Here is a 20,463-nt window from a genome sequence, read left to right as displayed (position 1 = left end):
TTATTCCTGTTGCTGCTTACTTAACGGTGAATCCCTCGCCGGAGCTTTTCTTAAAGGTGCCCCGGCGCAGGCATTTGCTAGAAAACTCTTGTTGCATTGATCTGCTTTCCAGCTTCTTGATGTTTTCCAGCTTGCAGTTGGTGTCGTTCACTTCGGGCATCTTTTCCTCGAAACATCCAGAAAGAAAGATGGCCAAAGAGGCTGTTGCCACAAGAGGTGGGATTTTGACTGATTTCATTGTTGCTCCTTCATGTTGTTTTTTCTTACGGCTTCATTTGACGGTGAATCCTTCACCGCTACTTTCTTTGAACTCGCCTTTTCTGAGGTTTTCTGAACTCGCTTTCTGCAGTGCTTCCCGGCTGTTTTTTGCCTGCATACGGGCCACCAGGGCTTGATTCTGTTGCGCCATCAGGGAGCGAATCTGCAGAAGCTGGGCTGACTGCTGACTGGCAAACTGATTGGCGTATTCCAGGGCTGCCAAACGGCCCGCCGGATTTTGCGCCTGGTTCTGTAGCTGACGCAGCTGCTGGGCATCCTGCTCTAGCTGATCCTGCTGCATCTGAACGCCCACCAGGGCCTTATCGTTGGCCGCTTTCTGGGTGCTGGTGCCGGCGGCGTACAGATCGTCATAGGTGCCCCGGCAACCGTCTTCCTCGAAGCAGTTGATGTTGCGGTACTCGCCCAGGTCGCCACCGAATTTGTCCAGCCAGGCATCGAGGCTGCCGGCCTGCTGGGAATACACCTTAATGGCGTCAGTGGCATTGATAAGCTGGTTGATCGTGGAATCGGTCTGATCCCACAGATAGTCATTCACACCCGTGGTGTTCTTGATCTGATCCTCAAGCTGCAGCAACTGAGTCCGGTACTCCTCGATCTGCTTTGCCGTCTGGGACATATTTTCAATCGAGGACAACGTGGTCTGGATGATGTTGGTCACGTCGATGGTGGCGATTCCAGCATTGGCAGAATTGAATGAGAGCAATATGAGAAGAGATGCAATAAAAGTTTTATTCATGGTTGCACCGATTTTAATCAGGATGCCGGGATGCTATCAGAGATAGTGGTGATATTTCTTTGAGGTTATGCACGATATTAGAGTTATTGCGAAAGGGTTAATTTTAGCCGCTAAAATTTAACGTAGGATTATTCGCTTTTGTTTAGCTTTATGACGCTTATTCGGATCGGAATTCAGCATGGCCTTTCGTGAATGTATGCCGGTGAAATTTACATCCATAGAATTTTTGCCTGCTATTTTTGCTATTAGAGAACGGAATACAGGGTCACCCGATAACTCGAGGTTCTTCCCATACTTGGTCTTGGCTAGAGAAAGCGTCGCAATAAGCGTCTCCTCCTTCGGCTGCGGCGGTAATATCAATTTCTCGCCATCGTCACGTACAGCTTGCCCATGGATCTGGTAAATAATGGTGCCCTTCCTGGTGACCCCATCGGCTCGGATTCCTGACGTCTGGTTGCCTTTTTTGTGCTGAGGTTGGCCGATACTATTCCCCTGAGATGGCTTGGATCGCTGTGATCTCAGCACTTGCAGTGCCTCATCGTTACCCTGTTTTGCCTGATTTCTTAGCCAATCGTTCCAGCTTGGAAGAAGGTGTCGACTCTTGATTTTATTCCGCTCTCTAGCGTATTCCTCACGGATGCGGTTGATCTCGTTTTGAAGTGAGCGGTTGATCCTCATATACACTAGGCGTTTTGCGGTTCGCCCACTGGCCAAAGTTCTAAGTGCCTGGCGCTTCAGGTTGGCAGAACGCCTGGCAGTGGCAATTAACTTTTCTCTTTTGTTGATCGCTCCTTTGATGGCTTGGCTTTGTAAGGCTCGCCCTTCCGATTTGGATTTACTGTATTCAGCGAACAATTCTGCTGAATATGAGCCTCTCTGGACCGGCTCGCCTCGATACTCAAACACTGGTTTCGGGGCTTGTCCTTCAATGGCGCGGTAGCCGCCAAGCCTTTTCTCAAGCTTTGCTTTTGAGAAATCACGACTGACGGTGCTGGCTTTCAGAGCTATCCCTGATCCCGATTTAAATACCAGGCCTGCCCCTTGCGGTACTAGCTTTATATCGTATTTCGCTATGGCTTCATGGAGCTGCTGCCAGGTTTCTGCTTCCTTCACCGCTTCCGCACAGTGCTTGCGAACCCAGCTCAACAGGCTTTCCCGACCGCTCATGTTCTCCATATCTTGTGCCTGGCCCTCAGCCAGCGAGCGCTTCTTTTTGTGATTATCTGGCTGCAGGCTATGCTTTTTCTCTAGCGCTAAGCAGACGTTATCCCGAATCCTGTAGTCGCGATATGGCTCATGCATGGTCAGGCGTACAGGATGAATTTTGTTGATCGCAAGGTGGATATGGAAGTTATCTGTGTCTTGGTGGGCGACGCTTATTCGCTGGTGCTCGCCATAGCCCAGTGCGTTACACATATCGGTTTCTATGCTCTTCAAGGTCTCTGTTTTTGGTGTCTCTCCCTCGGGAAAAGAAATAATCAGGTGGTAGGTTTTATCGCCTGTAGCTCTTTGGTTGAGGCTCTGAGTGGTCTCAATCTCCAGGGCAGCCCACTCCGGGGTTTCTGAGCGGCAGTTAGTGATCGAGATGGAACCGACCCTGAATTCCTTGCCCTGGGAATTGAGCAAATAGTTGGTCAGCCTGCTGAAGCTGCTCTTGCCGCCGTGGTTCATGGTGACCCGTTTGCTGATCATGAGAACTTTAGCCGCTAAAATTTTAGCGCGGAGGCTTTTTGGTAGAGCAGGGCCTGAATGGCTTTCGTATCCCTAAGAGCAGCCAGAATGACGCTTTCGAGTCTGGCTGAGCTGTGCCCCTCAAGTTCCAGCTTCTCGTCATTGGTGAGCCACATTTTCAGCAAGCCGCCAATTCGGCCTAAATCGGCATTGATCTTCACCAGCTCCATTACTGCTTCCTTGTCAGCTATGCCTGTTACTGGCGCACCCATTCCGACATTTCGTAAATAGGCGGAAGCGCTAAGGCCCGCGGACTTTGCTTTATTCACAATGTCACCTTTTTCATCAGGCAACACCCATACCTTAATGGGTGTGGTGCCTTTTCGAGTTGGCGATCCAGTCATCATTATCTCTTTCGGCGGTAGCCTTTGCCTCGCAGAGCAGGACCCGTTGAGCACTTGTGCGAATAAGGATTGTGAAGTGGTTCGCCGGGCTTGTCCCGGTGGGCCTACTTCACCTGTCCTGCCCTAATAAAAAACACTTTTAAAACGATTTGCAGTGCGATCGTATCGCTTTTTATTTGCTTTTTTAAAGCCAAAATAAGAGATTTTTTATTGTCTTAGTAATTTGGCGAAAGTGGGCGTAATTAATGATGCTGAAAATCGCTATAAAAGCATTTGGAGGAGTAAAAATAGTGGTCTGGAAGCAGAGTAAAAGCGTTGTGGCAGCGTTTCTGGCGAGGTCATCCTTGTAGGATTATTTGAGTTTGGCTCTTCTTTCACGCTGTTTTCGCAGCTTGTTCTTGGCCCAAAGCCCGTCCCTTTGCATCTCTCGTCGCAGATCTTTAATTTCTTCTTGTGTCAGTTTTCTGGGGCCTTGATCTGATCCTGATGCTGAATTTGACGTCATGTCTTGTTCCTTTCGTCCAGTGTTCAAAAAACCTTTAGCCGCTAAAGGATCCTCGTGCGATCAGTATCGCTCTGTATTTATGTTAGAAGGGCTATTTGTCTTTTTTGGCTTTCCGAAGCCGCAGCCTTTCTTGCATCCTTTTGAGGTCGTGTTTTGTTTCTTCTCGACGTGCTTCGATTTCCTGCTCGGTGAGCCGCCTTGGCCCAAGATCAGAGTGGAGTGGTGGTCTGTCGCTCATTTTTCCCTCCGCTACAGTGGTACTTGGGAGCACTCATTTTAGCCGCTAAAGATGGGAATGTGTCAGCTGCGCTGACAGTCTGACGCCAAGATTGGAGCATTTTCGGGATTCCCTTGGCTGTCTTTCAAGCACGCTGAACGTTAGTCACCCTGGCAGCTTTTGTGATTACTAGTCTTCCGGAAAGCACTTACGTGCGAATGGCAGAAGCTGGTGTGGAGGCTCGTTTTGATTTATGCGTTGACGGGTTGTCCACATTTTCAGCCGTACCACTACAGGTAAGATCTTTTTATATAGGAAAGACGTACAGGCAAGTACAGGGCAACCGCTGAAACCTGCACAGTTACTGGACTCAGGGGGGATGGGTGAGAGTGAACATGCGCATAAATGAGAGTGAATATGCGCATGATGAGAGTAAACATGCGCAGCTGTCCGCCCAAAAATGAGAGTAAACATGCGTGTATAACTTTTCGTGTCCACAGGGTTATCTACACGCGCGCTTCTTATCCCCGGAGAGATAGCTGCTTGCGGCTCACCTGCGGGGCGCAGGGTTTCAACAGCAATCCCTTTTTTGTTGGTGTGGCGTCCAGTCCCGGCCAGATGGTCTTAACTTTGGTTAACCCTTCCCGAAAGTTACTTTTAAAATCTTGCAGGCCTCGGGTTGTGTCTGGGTAGCCTGTTCCAAACTGGGCCTTCAAATCGGGCCAGTGAATGCAGGTTTCCCGTTTCAGGTAACTAACCCGATGGGTGGCCCAGAAATATATATCTAGCCCCATAGGAGAGCGTTTAATAAAGCGAATAAGCCGCATATCAAGTGGCACCGGTTTTTTTGTAACCATATCAAAGAACTTGGGCGACAATTCGACCCATGAATTAAATGACAGGTCATGCTCTGGCTTATTTTTCATGCTCCACCAAATACATGATTCGTTGGATACTCGCCCCCCTGTATCTCTCTCTACCATATACTCGGTGTCTTCGCTGCACTCTATGTAAGTTACGCTGATGGTGGTTTTGAACAACCGATTCATCTGTTCACGAAAAGGGTTTATCGACCCGTTTTCACCTCCTGATACTTTCAGCCCCAGACTTAACATGAATCGGCGCAAGGAAGGGCCTAGATCAAGCGTACGGGCCTCCTCTTCGCTGATATACCCCCTATCCAGCCGAGATTTGTTCCTGGATGCCTGAGTGGTAATCCAGATCAAGATCAAGCGGGCATACCATCCAAAGGGCAGGCCTACCGATGACGGGGCAAGCATGGTGAGAGTTAGGTTTCCATTGGTGCGTACCCATTCGTTCGACTTAGGTTCGCTATGAGGGATTGTGGCTTGGATAAGCAGCCTGGAGGTGAAGCACAACTCACCAGCCTCCTGAGCGCTTTTCTCTTGGATGGATACTAGCTGCTGAATTTCCCTTTGTATGTCGTATCTCTTTCCCCCACTTTTTTTGGGCTTTGACTGGTTTTTCCCTGTGTTCATGATTCGTCAATAAGCTCTGCAACATCGCTAGCTTTAAAGTAAACGCGGCGACCAACCTTCCTTTTTGCGGAGTTCCATTTGTTGGCAAATTCTGATTGACTGCGTAACGAAATTCTTAGTCCGTCAGGGCTTCGCTTTAGCAGATCTGATAAGTCGGTAAGTGATAGCAGTGGTCCGTAACGTTTTAAAAGCTGCTCTTCTGTGGTCATATTTGGCCCCTTGGTTGTTTCGCCAAAAACGTGATAATTTCTCTTGGCTTATCTAGGCACCATTAAAACCAGGGAGAGGAAATGCACAAAGACGCAAAAAATATGGATTACGTGTCAATTGATTTTGAAAGAGAGAAGAGGGTGGGGCGGCCTTCCAGGAGCGATGCAGATAGAATGAAAACCATCGCCTGGTATCACGCCTTGGCTAATGGGCGTAGGCCTGTTGAGATGATCAATTGGCTTCCATTCAGTGATGTTGATCCGAGAACAATATATCGGTACCGGAAAGGTGAAGTCCCGCCCCGTAGGGATTTTTTGAACTCTCGTTCCGAGGAGTTTTTCTACGCCAAGTCTGTTTATGAAGTAGGGCCTTTGCAGGTCCCACTTTGGGATGCTTTGTGGGGCGCTATTAGCTCAAAAGATATTTCTTTGGCTAATCAGCTTATGCCTGGTGCTCGGTGGCCGTCCGATATGTTGAGTGAGTTTTTCTTTGATGATGGCGACCTAGCAAAAATTTCTGATTTCAGGGCTATGTATCGATTAGGGAAAGAAAGATCATCCGCGTCTGATTTTGAATGTTTTGTCGGTGCTATTCGAGTAACCCGGGCATGGGGGGAGATGGCGTCTAAGAACAAATCAATCTTTCACTTGCTCCTAAACGGTACTATGGCTTTCCCAGGTGCTGTAGCTGCTATTGAGCAGTTCGGTTTGCGCGAACCTATTAGGAAATGGATTTCAGACTATTTGCGAGTTGGAGACTCAGCTGAGCGGGGAAGCCAAAGTGATTGCCCCTCTTTCAGTAATGAAAGAGAGTTGGCTTATCAATGTGAGAAAGCTGAAGGGCAGAGAATTCAAGTCGGTGATGGTCTGCGCAGGGCTCTTTTTACGCTCTAGCTGATCAAAGAAGAACGAGGTTCAGCTTTATAAGGGCGGCCTGGACTTTGCTTTAATATCTCGGCTTTTCGCTTAAGCGTCATCGTGTTGGTTCCTGATAGAGGCAAGCATCTCTACTTTTTGCTCCGCTGAATATTTCTGCGGCTTTCGATGAAATCCAGCTCATCAACCAGATCTTCCGCTCTCAGGTGAGTATATCTTTTTAGCATCTGCATGGACTTGTGCCCGCTGATAGCGGCCACTTGCTGATCGCTGAGCCCGCCTTCTACTAGCCGGCTTACTGCTTCATGGCGCAGGTCATGGAAGTGTAGCTCTTTCAATCCGGCGCTTTCCTTCGCCTTTAGCCAGGGTTTGTTGAAGTTATAGGGTCTGCGTTGTCCGTCCCTACCTGGTTCACCAAAGAATACTAGATCTGTATCTATGGGGCGGATGGGGTTGTCCAGGGACTCCTGCAGTATTGCTGTCGCTGTGCTTGAGAGTGGTACGGTTCGCGGTACGGTGTTCTTGGTCTCAAGCAGGCGCACAATCCGCCGTTTCAGGTCGATCTGGTTGCGCCGCAGTGTGGTGATCTCCGCTGAGCGCATGCCAGTTTCCAGGGCCAGCCGTACGATCCAGCCAAGCATGGGGTTGGAGTGGCTGTCGACTTCAGTCAGCAGGCGCTCTTCTTCCGCCTGGCTTAGCCGGCGCTCACGTCCGGGTGGTGGGGCAGGGCGACGAATATTTTGCACGGGGTTGGCCGGCAGGCCGATTCCCCATTCCCTGATAGCGGTATTGAACATATGACCAAGCAACGCCAGGTCGAGCCTTACCGTGTTGGGTGAGCGAGGTTTGGGGTCGGGATTGCCTTTGGCGTCTTTGCGGTCCAAACCTGCGAGACGTTCATCGCGATACTTGGCAATGATCTCTGGCGATAGGGCGGCGAGCGAATATTTGCCCAAGCCTTTGATTAGTGGTTTGGCGTGCCGGAGGTCACAGGCTGCAGAAGCGGGGCGCTTGGTTGGGGAGACTTCTGCCAGGTAACGCTTGAGCGCGTCCGCCACGGTCATTCGTTCTGCCGGGGCGCGTTGGATGTAGACGCCGCGCACCATTTCATCTTCGGTCCGACGCGACCAATCTTCCGCATCGCGTTTGGTGCGAAAGGTCTTTGAGGTCGTGGGGAACCCGGTTTTGCGAATGACGGCTTTCCATGTGCCGGACGGGGTTTTGACGAGTGTTGCCATAGCCTTATCGATCCCTGCTGCATTCGGCCACTGTACCGAAATTGTACCTCTGAGAGAAATCGATTGGTGCCAAGCTAAATGGCTGAGAGGGAATGGTCGCCGCAGCTTAATTATCCTTCTGATTTAAAAGGAAAAAACAAAGCGTTTGGCGTATGAGAATGGTGGGCCCACCAGGACTTGAACCTGGGACCAATCGATTATGAGTCGACTGCTCTAACCAGCTGAGCTATAGGCCCGAAAAAAACGGAAGGACAATAAAATGCCGGCCGCCGATTATTCGGGGGCCGGCAATTTTTTTCAAGCGTTAAAGGTCGCCATCCAGGAAGCTGCGCAGGTGTTCGCTGCGGCTGGGGTGACGCAATTTGCGCAGCGCCTTGGCCTCTATCTGACGGATACGCTCCCGGGTGACATCGAACTGCTTGCCCACTTCCTCAAGGGTGTGGTCAGTGTTCATGTCGATACCGAAACGCATACGCAGGACCTTGGCTTCCCGAGCAGTCAGGTTGGCCAGCACGTCGCGGGTGGCTTCTTCCAGGCCCAGGGACGTGGCGGAATCCACCGGGGATTCCATGTTGCCGTCCTCGATAAAGTCGCCGAGGCTGGAATCTTCATCGTCACCGATGGGGGTTTCCATGGAGATCGGCTCTTTGGCGATCTTCAGTACCTTGCGGACCTTGTCTTCCGGCATTTCCAGGCGCACGCCCAGTTCTTCCGGAGTCGGTTCGCGGCCCATTTCCTGGAGCATCTGACGCTGTACCCGGTTGATCTTGTTGATCGTCTCTATCATGTGCACCGGAATCCGGATGGTGCGCGCCTGGTCGGCGATAGAGCGGGTAATGGCCTGGCGAATCCACCAGGTGGCATAGGTGGAGAACTTGTAACCGCGACGGTATTCGAACTTGTCCACGGCTTTCATCAGGCCGATGTTGCCTTCCTGAATCAGGTCGAGGAACTGCAGGCCGCGGTTGGTGTATTTCTTGGCGATGGAAATTACCAGACGCAGGTTGGCTTCCACCATTTCCTTCTTGGCACGGCGAGCCTTGGCTTCACCGATGGAAATGCGGCGGTTGATTTCCTTGATGTCACCTACCGGCAGGCCAATGATTTCCTCGACGGTGGTGATCTTGCGCTGCGCACGCTGAATGTCTTCTTTGACGACACTCAGCTTGTCGGCAATGGTCTTGCCTTTTTTGGTTTTCAGTTGCTGATCGACCCAGCCCATGTTGGTTTCATTGCCGGGGAACAGTTTGATGAAGTCCCGACGATCCATGCCGCCGCGGCGGATGGCGGAGGTCATGATCTGACGCTCGAACTTGCGCACCAGGTCCAGGTTGTTGCGCGCGCCGACCAGCATTTCGTCATAGATGCGCGGGACCAACTTGAACAGGGTGAAGTGCTCGGCCAGGGCTTCCAGGGCTTTGGCGGAGCTGGCATGATCACGGCCGTTGCGCTTGAGGGCGCGTTCGGCTTTCTCGTGCAGTTTTTTCAGCTCGGCAAAACGCTCTGCCGCCAGTACCGGATCCAGACCGCCTTCATCTTCATCGTCATCATCGTCGTCGCTGTCTTTTTTGTCAGCGTCGTCGTCATCGCCGTTCTCTTTGGCTTTCTCTTTCGCTTCAGCGGCTTTCTTGGCTTTTTCTGCGAAAGTCGGTTCCTTGTTGGCATTGGTGGCGGCGGCGCCGTCATCATTGGGATCAAGGTAACCGGCGATAATGTCGGTGAGCTTGCGCTCCTCGTTTTCCACGCGGGCATATTCGGTAATCAGCATGTCCACAGCGCCGGGCCAGAAAGCCAGGGCGTGCAGGACTTCCCGTGTGCCTTCCTCAATACGTTTGGCGATTTCAATTTCGCCTTCACGGGTCAGCAGTTCCACCGTGCCCATTTCGCGCATGTACATGCGCACCGGGTCGGTGGTGCGGCCGGGCTCGCTCTCTACAGAGGCGAGAACAGCGGCAGCTTCTTCGGCGGCAACTTCGTCGGTGCTGTCAGCACTTTCCTCGATCATCAACTGATCGGCATCGGCGGCTTTTTCCACCACGGTGATGCCCATGTCGTTGATCATCTGAATGATGTCTTCCACCTGATCGGTGTCGGTAATGGACTCCGGCAAGTGGTCATTCACTTCGGCGTAGGTCAGGTAACCCTGTTCCTTGCCGAGCGCGATCAACTGCTTCAGCTGGGATTGTTGCTGCTGCTTTTGAGTCGTCATGCAATAAAGCCCGTAACGTCGTGCTAGCTTGCCGTGGCTGACTAGCGGATTGTGGCGTGGGAAAACGGCGTATTATACCGGTATATGGGGATCTCGGCCAGTAATTGCAAGACTACCGGCCTGATGGTGCTGAATTATTGTCAGCTTGTTTTTCTAAGAAAATCATATATTTATGTGTTTTTCCTAGTTGAGAGGCTGGCGAGCGTGCTGGCGAGCTTCGGCCAGGGCTCTGTGCAGCTCCTGCCACTGGGCGGTGTCGGGGATGCCGGCCTGCTCCATTTCGTGAAGGGCGGCTTCCAGGCGGGCGACTTCCAGCTGGGATAGAGCATCCTGCCACAGTCGTGCGGCCATCTCTTTCTGCATGGGCGGTTTGAGGCTGGCCTTGAGCAGACGGGACAGGGTTTCGCCCTGTTCCAGTGCCATCAGGGCGCCCAGCAGGGCGGCGGGCCCATGATTCTGCCGGCACAGGCCGGCCACCTGTATCAGCAGGTCGATGTGGGGCATGGGGAGTAGCTCTACACCGTCGGGAAGAGGGTGCGCTTCCACCAGCTCCGGGTAATCCAGCAGTACCAATACCAGCCGTTCCGGCAGGGTCATGGGGCCCTTGCGGCTGCCATCCTGGTAGCGGGCGGGGCGGCTGGGAGGTCGTGGCGAGTAGTGGTTATCTGCCGGGTAGTAGTCGTCCGGTGGCGGCATCGATTCACCGCCATCCATGGGCATGAAGTCGTCATGCGGTGCCGGCTCGGGCCTTGGGCGCGGGGCTGGAGCAGGCCCCGTTTTGGGGGCCGGCTTCAATTGCGTCAGCGACTCCTTGTCCAGACGAGTCAGCTGCGACAGTTCCTGGGTAAGCAGTGCCCGGTAGACCGGTCCGGCGGGCTTGTCCAGGTAGGGCAGGGCCAGTCGGGCCAGACGGGCGCGACCGTCCACCGTGGCCAGATCCAGGCCTTCGGACAAATGCCGGAACAGGTAGGTGGAGAGCGCGTCGGCCTTATCCGTGAGCGCCCGCAGGGCTTCCGGGCCCTGTTGTCGGACCAGAGTATCCGGGTCCTCGCCGTCCGGCAGGAACAGGAAGCGCACCTGTTTGCCGTCGTCCAGTGCCGGCAGCAGGGATTCCAGGGCGCGCCAGGCGGCACTGACCCCGGCCTTGTCGCCGTCAAAGCAGAGCACGACTTCGTTGACCTGGCGGAACAGCTTGCGGGCGTGATCTTCGCTGGTGGAAGTGCCCAGGGTGGCGACCACATTGGGCACTCCGTGCTGGGCCAGGGCGATCACGTCCATGTAGCCTTCCACCACGTAGAGCCGGTCGCTGCGATCGCGGCTCTGACGCCATTCCCACAGACCGTAGAGCTCCTGGCCCTTGTGAAAGACCGGGGTTTCCGGGCTGTTCAGGTATTTGGGTTTGCCGTCGCCGAGTACCCGTCCACCAAAGCCGATGGTGCGCCCACGGGAGTCACGGATCGGAAAGATAATGCGGTCGCGAAACTTGTCATAGGTGCGCCCGGTGTCGTCCCGGCGCACCAGCAAACCGGCGGTCAGGGCCTGCTCCAGACCGGCTTCGGTGAGCGACAAACCGCCAATCAGATTGTCGTAACCCGGTGGCGCAAAGCCGACCCCGAAGCGTTTGGCGATTTCCCCGCTGAGTCCCCGCCCCTTCAGATAGGTGACCGCTTTCTGCTTTTCCGGCGCCTGGCGCAGTTGCTGGCAATAAAACTTTTCAGCCCGGCTGAGCAGGTCGTAAAGGGATTGCAGGCGGTCTTTTTTCTGACGGTCGGCGGGGGTTTCCGGGCGGCTTTCCGGCACTTCCATGCCGGCGCGGCCAGCAAGCTGTTTCACTGCTTCCGGGAAGCTCTGATGTTCGTATTCCATCAGGAAGCCCACCGCATTGCCGGAAGCGCCGCAGCCAAAGCAGTAGTAGAACTGCTTGTCCGGGGCGACCGTGAACGACGGGGTCTTTTCCTGATGGAAGGGGCAGCAGGCGCTGTAGTTGCGGCCGGTTTTTTTCAGGGGCACGCGGGAGTCGATCAGCTCCACCAGGTCGGTGCGGGCTAACAGGTCCTGTACGAAATTTTCCGGGATGCGTGCCATGGGTCAGATTCTGCCAGATGGGAGGCTATTCAAACAGAAAGCGGTAACTGGCGGTAGTTCCGTTCGCCGTACGAAGTCAGTATGGATTGAGAGGAAAAGAGTCGAATAAAACCGGTCAGGCTGGGTGACCGTGGGGATCAGTTCAGCTTGGCGCGAACCTTGCCACTGGCGGCGCCCATGTCGACACGGCCTTGCAGTTGCGGTTTGAGGATGCCCATTACCTTGCCCATGTCCTGCATGCCAGCGGCACCGGTCTGGGAGATGGCATCATCAATCAGAGCGTCCACTTCTGCGTCGCTCAGTTGGGTGGGGAGAAATTCCTGGAGTACTACGATTTCCGCTTCTTCGGTTTCCGCCAGTTCCGGACGGCCCGCATCGCGGTATTGAGTCGCAGAGTCCTTGCGCTGCTTGATCAGCTTGTCGAGCAACGCCAGTACACGGGCGTCATCGGGCTCGATGCGCTCATCTACTTCGATTTGCTTGATCGCTGACAGCGCCATACGAAAAACGCCAAGACGTGCCTTTTCTTTAGCACGCATGGCGTCTTTCATGGCTGCAGTGAGCTGCTCTTTGAGCGCACTCATTCAGACGTCTACCTAGTAGAGACGTTTGCGTGCAAGCTGCTCACGCTGCAGTTTCTTAAGGTGACGCTTGACGGCTGCGGCACGTTTGCGCTTACGCTCTTGGGTGGGCTTCTCATATTGCTCGCGACGACGCACTTCAGAGAGAACACCCGCTTTTTCACAGCCACGCTTGAAACGGCGCAGGGCCACATCAAACGGTTCGCCTTCTTTCACCTTCACCTGAGGCATGAAGAATCACCTTCCTAAAAGTCTTTGGGTTATATGGATTCGCCGCGGGCTCAGGTGGTCCCGGGTGCGGCGAGGGCGGGGATTCTACCTGAGTTAGGAATAAATGCAAATCCGGTCGTCCGGCGCTATCATGGCGCCCGTATTTCAAGGGGTGAGCATCATGCGTGTATTGGGTATTGAATCAAGCTGTGACGAGACCGGGGTGGCCATTTATGACACCGATGCCGGTCTGCTGGGACAAGCCCTGTACAGCCAGGTGGAGATGCATGCCCGCTTTGGCGGCGTGGTGCCGGAGCTGGCCAGCCGCGACCATGTGCAGCGGGTACTGCCCCTGGTGAAACAGGTGATGGCGGACGCCGATACCACTGCGGATCAGCTTGATGGTATTGCCTATACTGCGGGTCCGGGTTTGGCGGGAGCGTTGCTGGTGGGCGCCGGCGTGGCCCGTTCACTGGCCTTTGGCTGGGGAATCCCCGCCGTGGAGGTGCACCATATGGAAGGCCACCTGCTGGCGCCATTGCTGGAGCCCGATGCGCCGGCCTTTCCCTTTGTTGCCCTGCTGGTCAGTGGTGGTCATACCCTGTTGCTCGAGGCCCGCTCACTGGGTGATTATGCCATTCTCGGTGAATCCGTGGATGATGCCGCCGGTGAGGCCTTTGACAAGGCGGCCAAGATGATGGGACTGGGTTACCCCGGCGGGCCGCGCATTGCCGCGCTGGCGGAGCAAGGGACACCGGGCCGGTTCCGCTTTCCCCGACCGATGACGGACCGCCCTGGCCTGGATATGAGTTTTTCCGGCTTGAAGACCTTCACCCTCAATACTATCAACGATCTGGGCGGCAAGGATGCCCTCAGCGAGCAGGACAAGGCAGATATTGCTCTGGCGTTCGAAGAAGCGTCGGTGGATACCCTGGTAATCAAGTGTCGCCGGGCGGTGGAGCAGACTGGCGACAAGCGGCTGGTGATGGCCGGCGGCGTCAGTGCCAATCGGGCGTTGCGGGCCAAGCTGGCCGAGCAGATGAAGAAGCGTGGAGTGCAGGTGTTCTATCCCGCGCCACAGTACTGCACTGATAACGGCGCCATGATCGCATTTGCCGGCGCCCTGCGCCTGCAGGCAGGAGAGCGCGCGGAATTACCCATCAAGGTCCGTCCGCGCTGGCCGCTGACGGAATTGGCCTCACTCTAAACGGCCAGCCACCTTTCTGTAGGAGCACCTCTTGAGGTGCGAACCACGCGTCAGCGTGGAAATCGCCCGCAGGGCGATCAGGACTGACAGGTATCGCGTGAGTAATCTGGTGGCACCTGCAAGTCCTGCTTGCTCGCTCAGCCTCGGATTCGTCCCTCAAGAGGTAGTATTCGCTACGCTCACCCTTCGGGCCGCACTGCACTACGTGCGTTACTCAGCTGCGCTCCGTTCCTGCAGCGGCTTTGTTGATATCAAGAATCGCGCCGCCAGCGAGGCTCCTACGGTGAGGGGCTAGTCCTAGTCTTTCTTCCTGAAGCCCAGTTCTTCCCCGCGCAGCAGTTTTTGCAGGTTGCTGCGATGGCGCAGGATCATGACCAGTGACAGTGCCAGCATCGGCCAGAAGGCCTGGGGCAGCCAGGCGAAGATGCAGGCCGGGGCAACCACGAAGGCGCTTAACGAGGCCAGGGAAGAAATGCGGGTGAGGGCGAAGACCAGCAGCCAGACTACCCCCGCCACCAGGCCGCTGGGCCAGTGCAGGGCAAACAACAGGCCGAAGGCCGTGGCCACACCCTTGCCGCCCTGGAAATGGAAAAACACCGGAAACAGATGGCCGAGAAAGGCAAAGGTACCCACCAGTGCGGCCACGAACGGGCCCATGCCCAGGTAGTGGGCCAGCACCACCGGGATCACCCCTTTGAGTACGTCCCCCAGCAGTGTCAGCGCTGCGGCTGGCTTGCCGCCGATACGCAGCACATTGGTGGCGCCGGGGTTGTTGGAGCCCTCGGTGCGCGGATCCGGGTAGCCGAACAGTCGGCACACCAGAATCGCACTGGAAATGGAGCCCATCAGATAGCCGGCCACGCACAATGGCAGCAACCAATACCACACATCCTGTAATGTCCCTGCTTGCACCGGCTATAATCTCCCTTCACATCGCCGGGGTGGCGAATTCTGCATGCTTGGCAGGCGTTAATTGTACACATGGCGACACGCCTGCCTGCGTTGCAAGCGTAACATCTGATTGCCCAAAGTGGGATTCATGCAGATGGAAAGTCGCCTCCCCGTGAAATCTGCGCCAAGAGGGCGAGTATGGACATTGTTTATATCAATGATTTGAAAGTGGATACCGTGATCGGGATTTTCGACTGGGAGCGGCGTATTCGTCAGACTGTCAGCCTGGATCTGGAAATGGCGGCGGATATCCGCAAGGGTGCTGCGTCGGACCATATCGACGACGCTCTGGACTACAAGGCCATCGGCAAGCGTGTGATTGCGTTTATCGAGGGCAGCGAATTCCAGCTGGTGGAGACCCTGGCGGAAAACGTGGCGCAGCTGGTGATTGGTGAATTCAATGTGCCTTGGCTGAAACTGCGCCTCAGCAAGCCCGGCGCTCTGCGTGGGTCGCGGGATGTGGGCGTGATCATCGAAAGGGGTCAAAAACCCAATGGGTAATATGGATCAATCTGCCCGGGTGTACCTTAGCCTGGGCTCCAATATCGACCGGGAGCACAATATCCGTTCCGGTCTGCAGGCACTGGCTGCCGCCTTCGGTGAGTTGGCAGTCAGCCCGGTGTACGAAAGCGAAGCGGTGGGTTTTTCCGGCGATGCCTTCTACAACCTGGTAGTGGGAATCGACACGGCTTTGTCCGTGGGTGAGCTGGCCGCAGTCTTGCGCGATATGGAAAAAGACCATGGCAGGGTGCGTGGGGAAAAGAAATTTTCCAGCCGGACCCTGGATATCGATATTCTCACTTACAACGATCTCACCGGCGATATCGACGGGGTGCAACTTCCCCGTGACGAAATCCTCAAGCATGCCTTTGTTCTCAAGCCACTGGTGGATCTGACTCCCGATGCCATCCACCCGGAAATCGGCAAATCCTACCGGCAATTGCTGGAAGAGACGGACTTTGCCGGACAGGCATTGTGGGTGGTGGAGCTGGAAGCGTAGCTACGAGCTACGCTTTTGGGATAAGGAATGGCCAAAAATTTCTCCGCCCCTGTTCTCTACAAAGCCGCTGTAGGAGCTATGCTTGCATGGCGAGGCACGCTTGCGTGGAAATCGCCCGGAGGGCGATCAGGAACCCTAGGACTCGACAGGTTTCAGAAAGAATGGCCGGCACCTCGATCTCTGTTGCCTCGCCCAGGCTCGGATTCGTCCCTCAAGGGGTGTTATTCGCTGCGCTCACCCTTCGGGCCGCACGGAACTACGTGCGTTACTCCGCTACGCTCCGTTCCTACAGCGGCTTCTTAGCCGGTTCTATGGGAGCTTTGAACCCGTTTTCGCGGGCAGGGCGATGATCGTTTTACTGAACCTTTCTCGCGTTGCAGCTTGCCGCTGTATTCAATACCAATGCGGCGCCATGTCGCTCTGCGCCCAGCGGAAAAAGTCATACTCCAGCCGTGTCAGCCCACCCGGATAGATCTGGTCGATCCTTCTCAGTGTGGGGCGGCGGTCGGTTTTTTCCAGTTCCTGAAGCAGTTGGCGCAATGTGCTGCGGCCCACGGGTTTGGACATCAGAAACGCCGTCGTCGCCCAGGCAACGGTGTAGGGAATGGCATCGAGTTCGTGGGCCATGCGCCGCCACTGGGTATCACCCAGGGACAGATACTGTCGCAGGGTGATCAGCCGCCCTTCATCCATCCATTGGCGGATGCGTGCCTGGGCGTCAGGCAGAGCGCTGACTTTCAGGCGGCCATCGGGTTGCACTTGCAGAGTCTGAAAATACTGAGCCAGGCCCTCATGCAGCCACACCGGTGAGGCCGGGGACAGTTGGTAAAGGAGTACGTGGCTGCTTTCGTGGAGAATCGTCTGGGCCACGTCCTGATTATCTCCCCAGCGCCAGACGGCCACTTCATTGCTGGAAGGGATAAACACGCCGGCGTAATTGGCGTTGCTGGAGCCGATACGGTCGACCATCCATTGACGGAAATCCGCCTGCTGTTCGAACAGATACAGATTGACCTGGGCGGTGCCATGCAGGTCGAGACCGAAATCGTTGCGGTAGCGCCGGTAGATATTGCGGATCGCCTGCAGGGTGTTGTCATGGATTCCGTCGGGCAGAGTGAAGTCCTGCCGCAGTACGGTAATTTCCAGTTCCTGCATGATCGGTGACGTTCTTTGGGTGATTTTTTTACTGTCCACCTGCTCGGGCGGACGATCACCAAAGTGCAGCTTGCCGTTGTCATCGCGCCACTGAAAAATGTCCCCATGGGCAGCCAGTGATGTCACCAGTGCGATCAGGCATAGGCCGCTGCGGATCAGGGCGTACAGTGTTGTTGTATCCATTGGCGAACGTCGTCCTGGTCGGCTTTTACCTTATCCATGGTGGGATGGGTGACATTGCCGTCGTCATCCCGGTAGACGAAACGGCCCTGCAGTCGCTTCAATTTTGCCCTGGCGTTTCGGCATTTCTTGTCCTGAGCATCTTGTTGTTTTTGCTCTCTGGCCGCCTGTTCCTGCGCCCTGGCCTGTTCGCTTTCGCGTAGTCGCAGGGTGCGCTGATTGATTTCGCGGACCCGCTCGCCCTGGCCGATCTTGGGCGGCGCCTTGATATCCAGTTTCTCGTGCTGTTCCTGTGGCGGCTGATCGCCAAAGTGCCAGTTACCGTCGGCATCCTGCCAGCGGTACACCTCTGCACTGGCGAGCAGTGGCAGCAATGCCAGTAGTGTAATGAGTCCTTTCATTTTGTCCCCCCGAACACGTTTAACTTCCCTGTAATGTGAGTGAGCGCCCCCCGTCCACGGCCAGAATCTGGCCGGTAACAAACGGCGCCTGTGTTCCCAGCCACAAGACGGTCTGGGCAATATCCTGCGGTGTGCCGCAGCGTTTCAGTGCGGTGGCATCCTGTATCGCTTGCTGATTCATCTGCCCGGCCTCCGGCCACAGGATGGGGCCCGGTGATACGCCGTTGACGCGGATATCCGGCCCCAGTTCGCGGGCCAGGCTGCGGGTCATCATCGCCAGTCCGGCCTTGGCCATGCAATACAGGGTATGGTTTTGTAGCGGTTTTTCCGCGTAGACATCCACAATATTGATAATGCTGCCCTGTTGCTGCCGCAGGGCGTGGGTCAGTGTCTGGCTGAGAATAAAGGGAGCGCGCAGGTTGCTGTGAACCAGTCTGTCCCAGTCGGCATCATCGGCCTGATCGACGGGGGTCGGATAGAAGCTGGAGGCATTGTTGACCAGCAGATCCATGCGGCCGAAGCAGGCCAGGGCATCCTGGGCCAGTTGCCGCACCTGGTCGGGTTGATCCAGATCTGCCTGAAGCGTGGTCGCGCTATCCGGGCGCGAGCTATTCAGGCTGTCCGCCAGAGCCAGAGCCTCTTGTGCGCTGTTGCGGTAATGAATGATCACCCGCATGCCATCGGCATGCAGGGTCCGAACGATTTCTGCGCCGATGCGGCGAGCGCTACCGGTAATCAGGGCGACGGGGTCTGCCATGTTTTTTTAAACTCCGAGATTGCATGAATGCGAGCTTTTTCAATGGCCTCGCCCAGTGCCGGCCCTTCGATGCCGCTCTGGCGCAGTGCGGCAACATCAATATTGCTGGCTGCCTGCGCCGCACCACGCAAGTAATCCACTTGAGGGTAGGGGCGATCTTCCAGGCCGGTACGACCGCGAGCATCGGCTTCGCAGGAGAGAAGAAAATCCTCCAGCCGTTCAGGTCGGCGTATTACGTCCAGCGTTTTCAGCAGCTTCCAGACCGTGGCGGGTTTCAGCTCCAGGGCCCGGTGGCAGTGGGTATGGTATTCCGCCACCAGGGCCGCCAGGGTGGCGGCGTCCTTGGGGACGCGCCAGCGCTTTGACACGGTTTTTGCCAGCCGGGCGCTACGAATTTCGTGGGCGATATGCCGGGGCCATTCTTCCTCGGGCGTTTTGCCCTTACCCAGATCATGACAAAGCACGGCGTAACGGGCCGTCAACGGCAGGTTCAGTCGACTGGCCTGTTCCAGACACAGCCATTGATGCACCAGCGTATCCACTTCCGGATGGTGCTGCTCCGGTTGCGGAACCCCATCCAGAGCAGCCAGTTCCGGAAACAACACCCGCAGGGCGCCACAGGCATGCAACACCTGAAAGAAGACCTGGGGATCGCGCTCCATCAGCGCCCGGCTGGTTTCCTTCCAGACCCGTTCTGGCACCAGATAATCCAGCTCGCCGCTGTCAGCCAGCTGCCGCATCAGTGCCAGGGTGTCATCGGCTACCCGAAAACCCAGCCAGTGGTAGCGGGCAGCAAACCGCGCCACCCGTAATACCCGCAAGGGGTCTTCTGCAAAGGCGGGGGAGACATGGCGAAGCAGGCGGGCCTTCAGGTCAATCCGGCCGTTGAAGGGATCAAACACCTGGCCGCCTTCCTCCTGGGCCATGGCGTTGATGGTCAGGTCACGGCGCACCAGATCGTCGTCCAGGCTGACATCGGCGGCGGCATGGAAGGTAAAGCCGCCATAGCCGTGACCGGATTTGCGTTCCGTGCGGGCCAGGGCGTATTCCTCCTGGGTTTTCGGGTGCAGAAAGACGGGAAAATCCTGTCCCACCGGGCGAAACCCTTTGGCCTGCATCTCGTCGGGTGTGGCACCGACGACGACCCAGTCTCTTTCTGTCACCGGCAGTCCCAGTAATGCATCCCGCACGGCACCACCCACCAGATAAATTTTCATCTTGTGCGCTCTCGTTATCTTGGACAGAATGGTCGCATGCTTTCTATCGTACTGAAACTACACATGCTGGTCGCAGACCGCTGTGCACGCAAATGGCGTGCGCAGGGATTGCGGCTGTGTGACTGATAGTTTCAGTTCTGCAAAAAGGCCGCAGTGTCCCTGACCTGCGGCCTTTTTTCGTTTTGGGGGTGGCAGGTCGTAAACCAGCTGCGAGCTTCTAGCTGTGAGCTGCTACACGGGAGAGCCTTTTCTGTTTTTTAGCACCGAGGCCGCGCACGAAAGTTTGTGCGCGGCTTCATGGGCTGAATTCAGGACAGGGTTAAACCGCGTAGTAGCTCGCAGCTAGAAGCTCGTAGCTAACGAATAGGAGAACGACATGCCAACCCTGGCAGCGTATTTGATCGTAGTGGCGGTGTGGGCAACCACGCCGTTGGGGATTAAATGGAGTGGTGATGCCATGGCACCGCTGGCGGCAGCCGGCGTGCGTATGGCCATTGCTGCGCTGCTGGGCTTGATGTGGTTGTGCTGGAAGCGTCAGAGCCTGCCGCTGCATGGTCGCGCTGTGCTCAGTTATACCGTTGCCTTGCCGGGTATTTTTGGGGCCATGGCGTGTAGCTACATGGCGGCCACACATCTGCCTTCCGGTCTGATTTCGGTGATTTTCGGTCTGGCCCCATTACTCTCCGGGCTGATGATGCAATCTTTGCCGGGCAGCGTGCGACTGAATGGCTGGCACTGGAGCGCCTGCCTGCTGGGTTTGTTCGGCTTGGCGCTGGTGTTTGACGAAAACCTGGCGGGCCTGCTGGCCGGCGCGGACCTGGGTGAGCGTGGTACCGGGCTATTGTGGATGTTGTCTGCGGTGACCCTGTTTGCCGG

21 protein-coding genes and 1 tRNA gene are annotated in these 20,463 nt (G+C 55.7%); 5 read left to right on the top strand and 17 right to left on the bottom strand.

The features are described 5' to 3' along the window. Positions 1 to 16: 16 nt before the first annotated feature. The 6 genes from trbK to B3Q33_RS15550 form a co-directional block, all read right to left on the bottom strand. Positions 17 to 238 (bottom strand): entry exclusion lipoprotein TrbK, encoded by a 222-nt coding sequence (gene trbK / locus B3Q33_RS15575; protein ID WP_272974996.1) that lies wholly within the window; start codon positions 236 to 238, stop codon positions 17 to 19. Between the two features lie 33 nt (positions 239 to 271). Further along, complete coding sequence (gene trbJ, locus B3Q33_RS15570; RefSeq protein ID WP_272974995.1) at positions 272 to 1,015, bottom strand: P-type conjugative transfer protein TrbJ; 744 nt, start codon at positions 1,013 to 1,015, stop codon at positions 272 to 274. Positions 1,016 to 1,132: 117 nt separating this feature from the next. After that, positions 1,133 to 2,707, bottom strand: a complete 1,575-nt coding sequence (gene traI, locus B3Q33_RS15565; RefSeq protein ID WP_272974994.1) for a TraI/MobA(P) family conjugative relaxase — start codon at positions 2,705 to 2,707, stop codon at positions 1,133 to 1,135. 14 nt (positions 2,708 to 2,721) lie between these two features. After that, positions 2,722 to 3,090 carry a plasmid mobilization protein gene (locus B3Q33_RS15560; protein WP_272974993.1) on the bottom strand — a complete coding sequence of 123 codons (369 nt, stop codon included), beginning with the start codon at positions 3,088 to 3,090 and terminating at the stop codon, positions 2,722 to 2,724. A 1,243-nt stretch (positions 3,091 to 4,333) separates the two neighbouring features. Then, entirely contained in the window at positions 4,334 to 5,311 is a 978-nt protein-coding gene (locus B3Q33_RS15555) for a replication protein RepA (protein WP_272980016.1), read from the bottom strand. After that, entirely contained in the window at positions 5,308 to 5,520 is a 213-nt protein-coding gene (locus B3Q33_RS15550) for a DNA-binding protein (RefSeq protein WP_272974991.1), read from the bottom strand. The genes B3Q33_RS15555 and B3Q33_RS15550 overlap by 4 nt, the downstream gene beginning before the upstream one ends. An 81-nt stretch (positions 5,521 to 5,601) precedes the next feature. Here B3Q33_RS15550 and B3Q33_RS15545 point away from each other — a divergent pair, with 81 nt between their 5' ends. Beyond that, positions 5,602 to 6,414, top strand: coding sequence for a hypothetical protein (locus tag B3Q33_RS15545; RefSeq protein WP_272974783.1), 813 nt, complete (start codon positions 5,602 to 5,604; stop codon positions 6,412 to 6,414). A 113-nt stretch (positions 6,415 to 6,527) separates the two neighbouring features. On the opposite strand, the gene B3Q33_RS15540 is transcribed toward B3Q33_RS15545, so the two are convergent. The 6 genes from B3Q33_RS15540 to rpsU form a co-directional block, all read right to left on the bottom strand. Further along, positions 6,528 to 7,634 carry a site-specific integrase gene (locus tag B3Q33_RS15540; RefSeq protein WP_272974782.1) on the bottom strand — a complete coding sequence of 369 codons (1,107 nt, stop codon included), beginning with the start codon at positions 7,632 to 7,634 and terminating at the stop codon, positions 6,528 to 6,530. Positions 7,635 to 7,793: 159 nt separating this feature from the next. Continuing rightward, positions 7,794 to 7,870, bottom strand: a tRNA-Ile gene (locus B3Q33_RS15535). A gap of 68 nt (positions 7,871 to 7,938) precedes the next feature. Continuing rightward, a complete protein-coding gene (gene rpoD, locus B3Q33_RS15530) occupies positions 7,939 to 9,843 on the bottom strand; it encodes an RNA polymerase sigma factor RpoD (protein WP_272974781.1) in 1,905 nt (634 codons plus the stop codon). Positions 9,844 to 10,026: 183 nt separating this feature from the next. Beyond that, positions 10,027 to 11,928 (bottom strand): DNA primase, encoded by a 1,902-nt coding sequence (dnaG, locus tag B3Q33_RS15525; RefSeq protein WP_035244906.1) that lies wholly within the window; start codon positions 11,926 to 11,928, stop codon positions 10,027 to 10,029. Between the two features lie 137 nt (positions 11,929 to 12,065). Then, on the bottom strand, positions 12,066 to 12,512 hold the full coding sequence (locus B3Q33_RS15520; RefSeq protein WP_273008888.1) for a GatB/YqeY domain-containing protein: 447 nt from the start codon (positions 12,510 to 12,512) through the stop codon (positions 12,066 to 12,068). A gap of 12 nt (positions 12,513 to 12,524) precedes the next feature. Next, positions 12,525 to 12,740 carry a 30S ribosomal protein S21 gene (rpsU, locus tag B3Q33_RS15515; RefSeq protein WP_035244904.1) on the bottom strand — a complete coding sequence of 72 codons (216 nt, stop codon included), beginning with the start codon at positions 12,738 to 12,740 and terminating at the stop codon, positions 12,525 to 12,527. Between the two features lie 160 nt (positions 12,741 to 12,900). Here rpsU and tsaD point away from each other — a divergent pair, with 160 nt between their 5' ends. Next, positions 12,901 to 13,926, top strand: a complete 1,026-nt coding sequence (gene tsaD / locus B3Q33_RS15510) for a tRNA (adenosine(37)-N6)-threonylcarbamoyltransferase complex transferase subunit TsaD (RefSeq protein WP_272963507.1) — start codon at positions 12,901 to 12,903, stop codon at positions 13,924 to 13,926. Positions 13,927 to 14,223: 297 nt separating this feature from the next. Here the strand turns inward: tsaD and plsY are convergent, their stop codons facing one another. Further along, the gene (gene plsY / locus B3Q33_RS15505) at positions 14,224 to 14,838 is read right to left on the bottom strand and encodes a glycerol-3-phosphate 1-O-acyltransferase PlsY (protein WP_272963506.1); all 615 of its coding nucleotides are present in this window, start codon (positions 14,836 to 14,838) and stop codon (positions 14,224 to 14,226) included. Between the two features lie 177 nt (positions 14,839 to 15,015). On the opposite strand from plsY, the gene folB reads away from it, so the two are divergent. Next, positions 15,016 to 15,378, top strand: a complete 363-nt coding sequence (gene folB, locus B3Q33_RS15500; RefSeq protein WP_035244902.1) for a dihydroneopterin aldolase — start codon at positions 15,016 to 15,018, stop codon at positions 15,376 to 15,378. Beyond that, the gene (gene folK / locus B3Q33_RS15495; RefSeq protein ID WP_272963505.1) at positions 15,371 to 15,877 is read left to right on the top strand and encodes a 2-amino-4-hydroxy-6-hydroxymethyldihydropteridine diphosphokinase; all 507 of its coding nucleotides are present in this window, start codon (positions 15,371 to 15,373) and stop codon (positions 15,875 to 15,877) included. Before folB ends, folK begins: the two co-directional genes overlap by 8 nt. Before the next feature lie 393 nt (positions 15,878 to 16,270). Here folK and B3Q33_RS15490 read toward each other — a convergent pair whose 3' ends face one another. Genes B3Q33_RS15490 through B3Q33_RS15475 form a run of 4 tightly spaced genes read right to left on the bottom strand, consistent with a single transcriptional unit; the run spans position 16,271 to position 19,587 of the window. Continuing rightward, positions 16,271 to 17,215, bottom strand: coding sequence for a DUF4124 domain-containing protein (locus B3Q33_RS15490; protein WP_273008889.1), 945 nt, complete (start codon positions 17,213 to 17,215; stop codon positions 16,271 to 16,273). Next, entirely contained in the window at positions 17,188 to 17,613 is a 426-nt protein-coding gene (locus B3Q33_RS15485; RefSeq protein ID WP_273008890.1) for a DUF4124 domain-containing protein, read from the bottom strand. The genes B3Q33_RS15490 and B3Q33_RS15485 overlap by 28 nt, the downstream gene beginning before the upstream one ends. A gap of 19 nt (positions 17,614 to 17,632) precedes the next feature. Then, positions 17,633 to 18,370 (bottom strand): pteridine reductase, encoded by a 738-nt coding sequence (locus B3Q33_RS15480; protein ID WP_273008891.1) that lies wholly within the window; start codon positions 18,368 to 18,370, stop codon positions 17,633 to 17,635. After that, a complete protein-coding gene (locus B3Q33_RS15475) occupies positions 18,349 to 19,587 on the bottom strand; it encodes a multifunctional CCA addition/repair protein (protein ID WP_273008892.1) in 1,239 nt (412 codons plus the stop codon). The genes B3Q33_RS15480 and B3Q33_RS15475 overlap by 22 nt, the downstream gene beginning before the upstream one ends. A gap of 376 nt (positions 19,588 to 19,963) precedes the next feature. Between B3Q33_RS15475 and B3Q33_RS15470 the strand changes: the two genes are divergently transcribed. Next, the coding region (locus B3Q33_RS15470) for a DMT family transporter (protein ID WP_286828925.1) at positions 19,964 to 20,463 on the top strand (500 nt) is incomplete at its 3' end.

The organism is Alcanivorax sp. UBA3183 (assembly GCF_002364155.1).
Classification (GTDB): domain Bacteria; phylum Pseudomonadota; class Gammaproteobacteria; order Pseudomonadales; family Alcanivoracaceae; genus Alcanivorax; species Alcanivorax jadensis.
The sequence above is the reverse complement of the archived record's forward strand: the minus strand, read 5'-3'. Positions and strand labels throughout refer to the sequence as shown.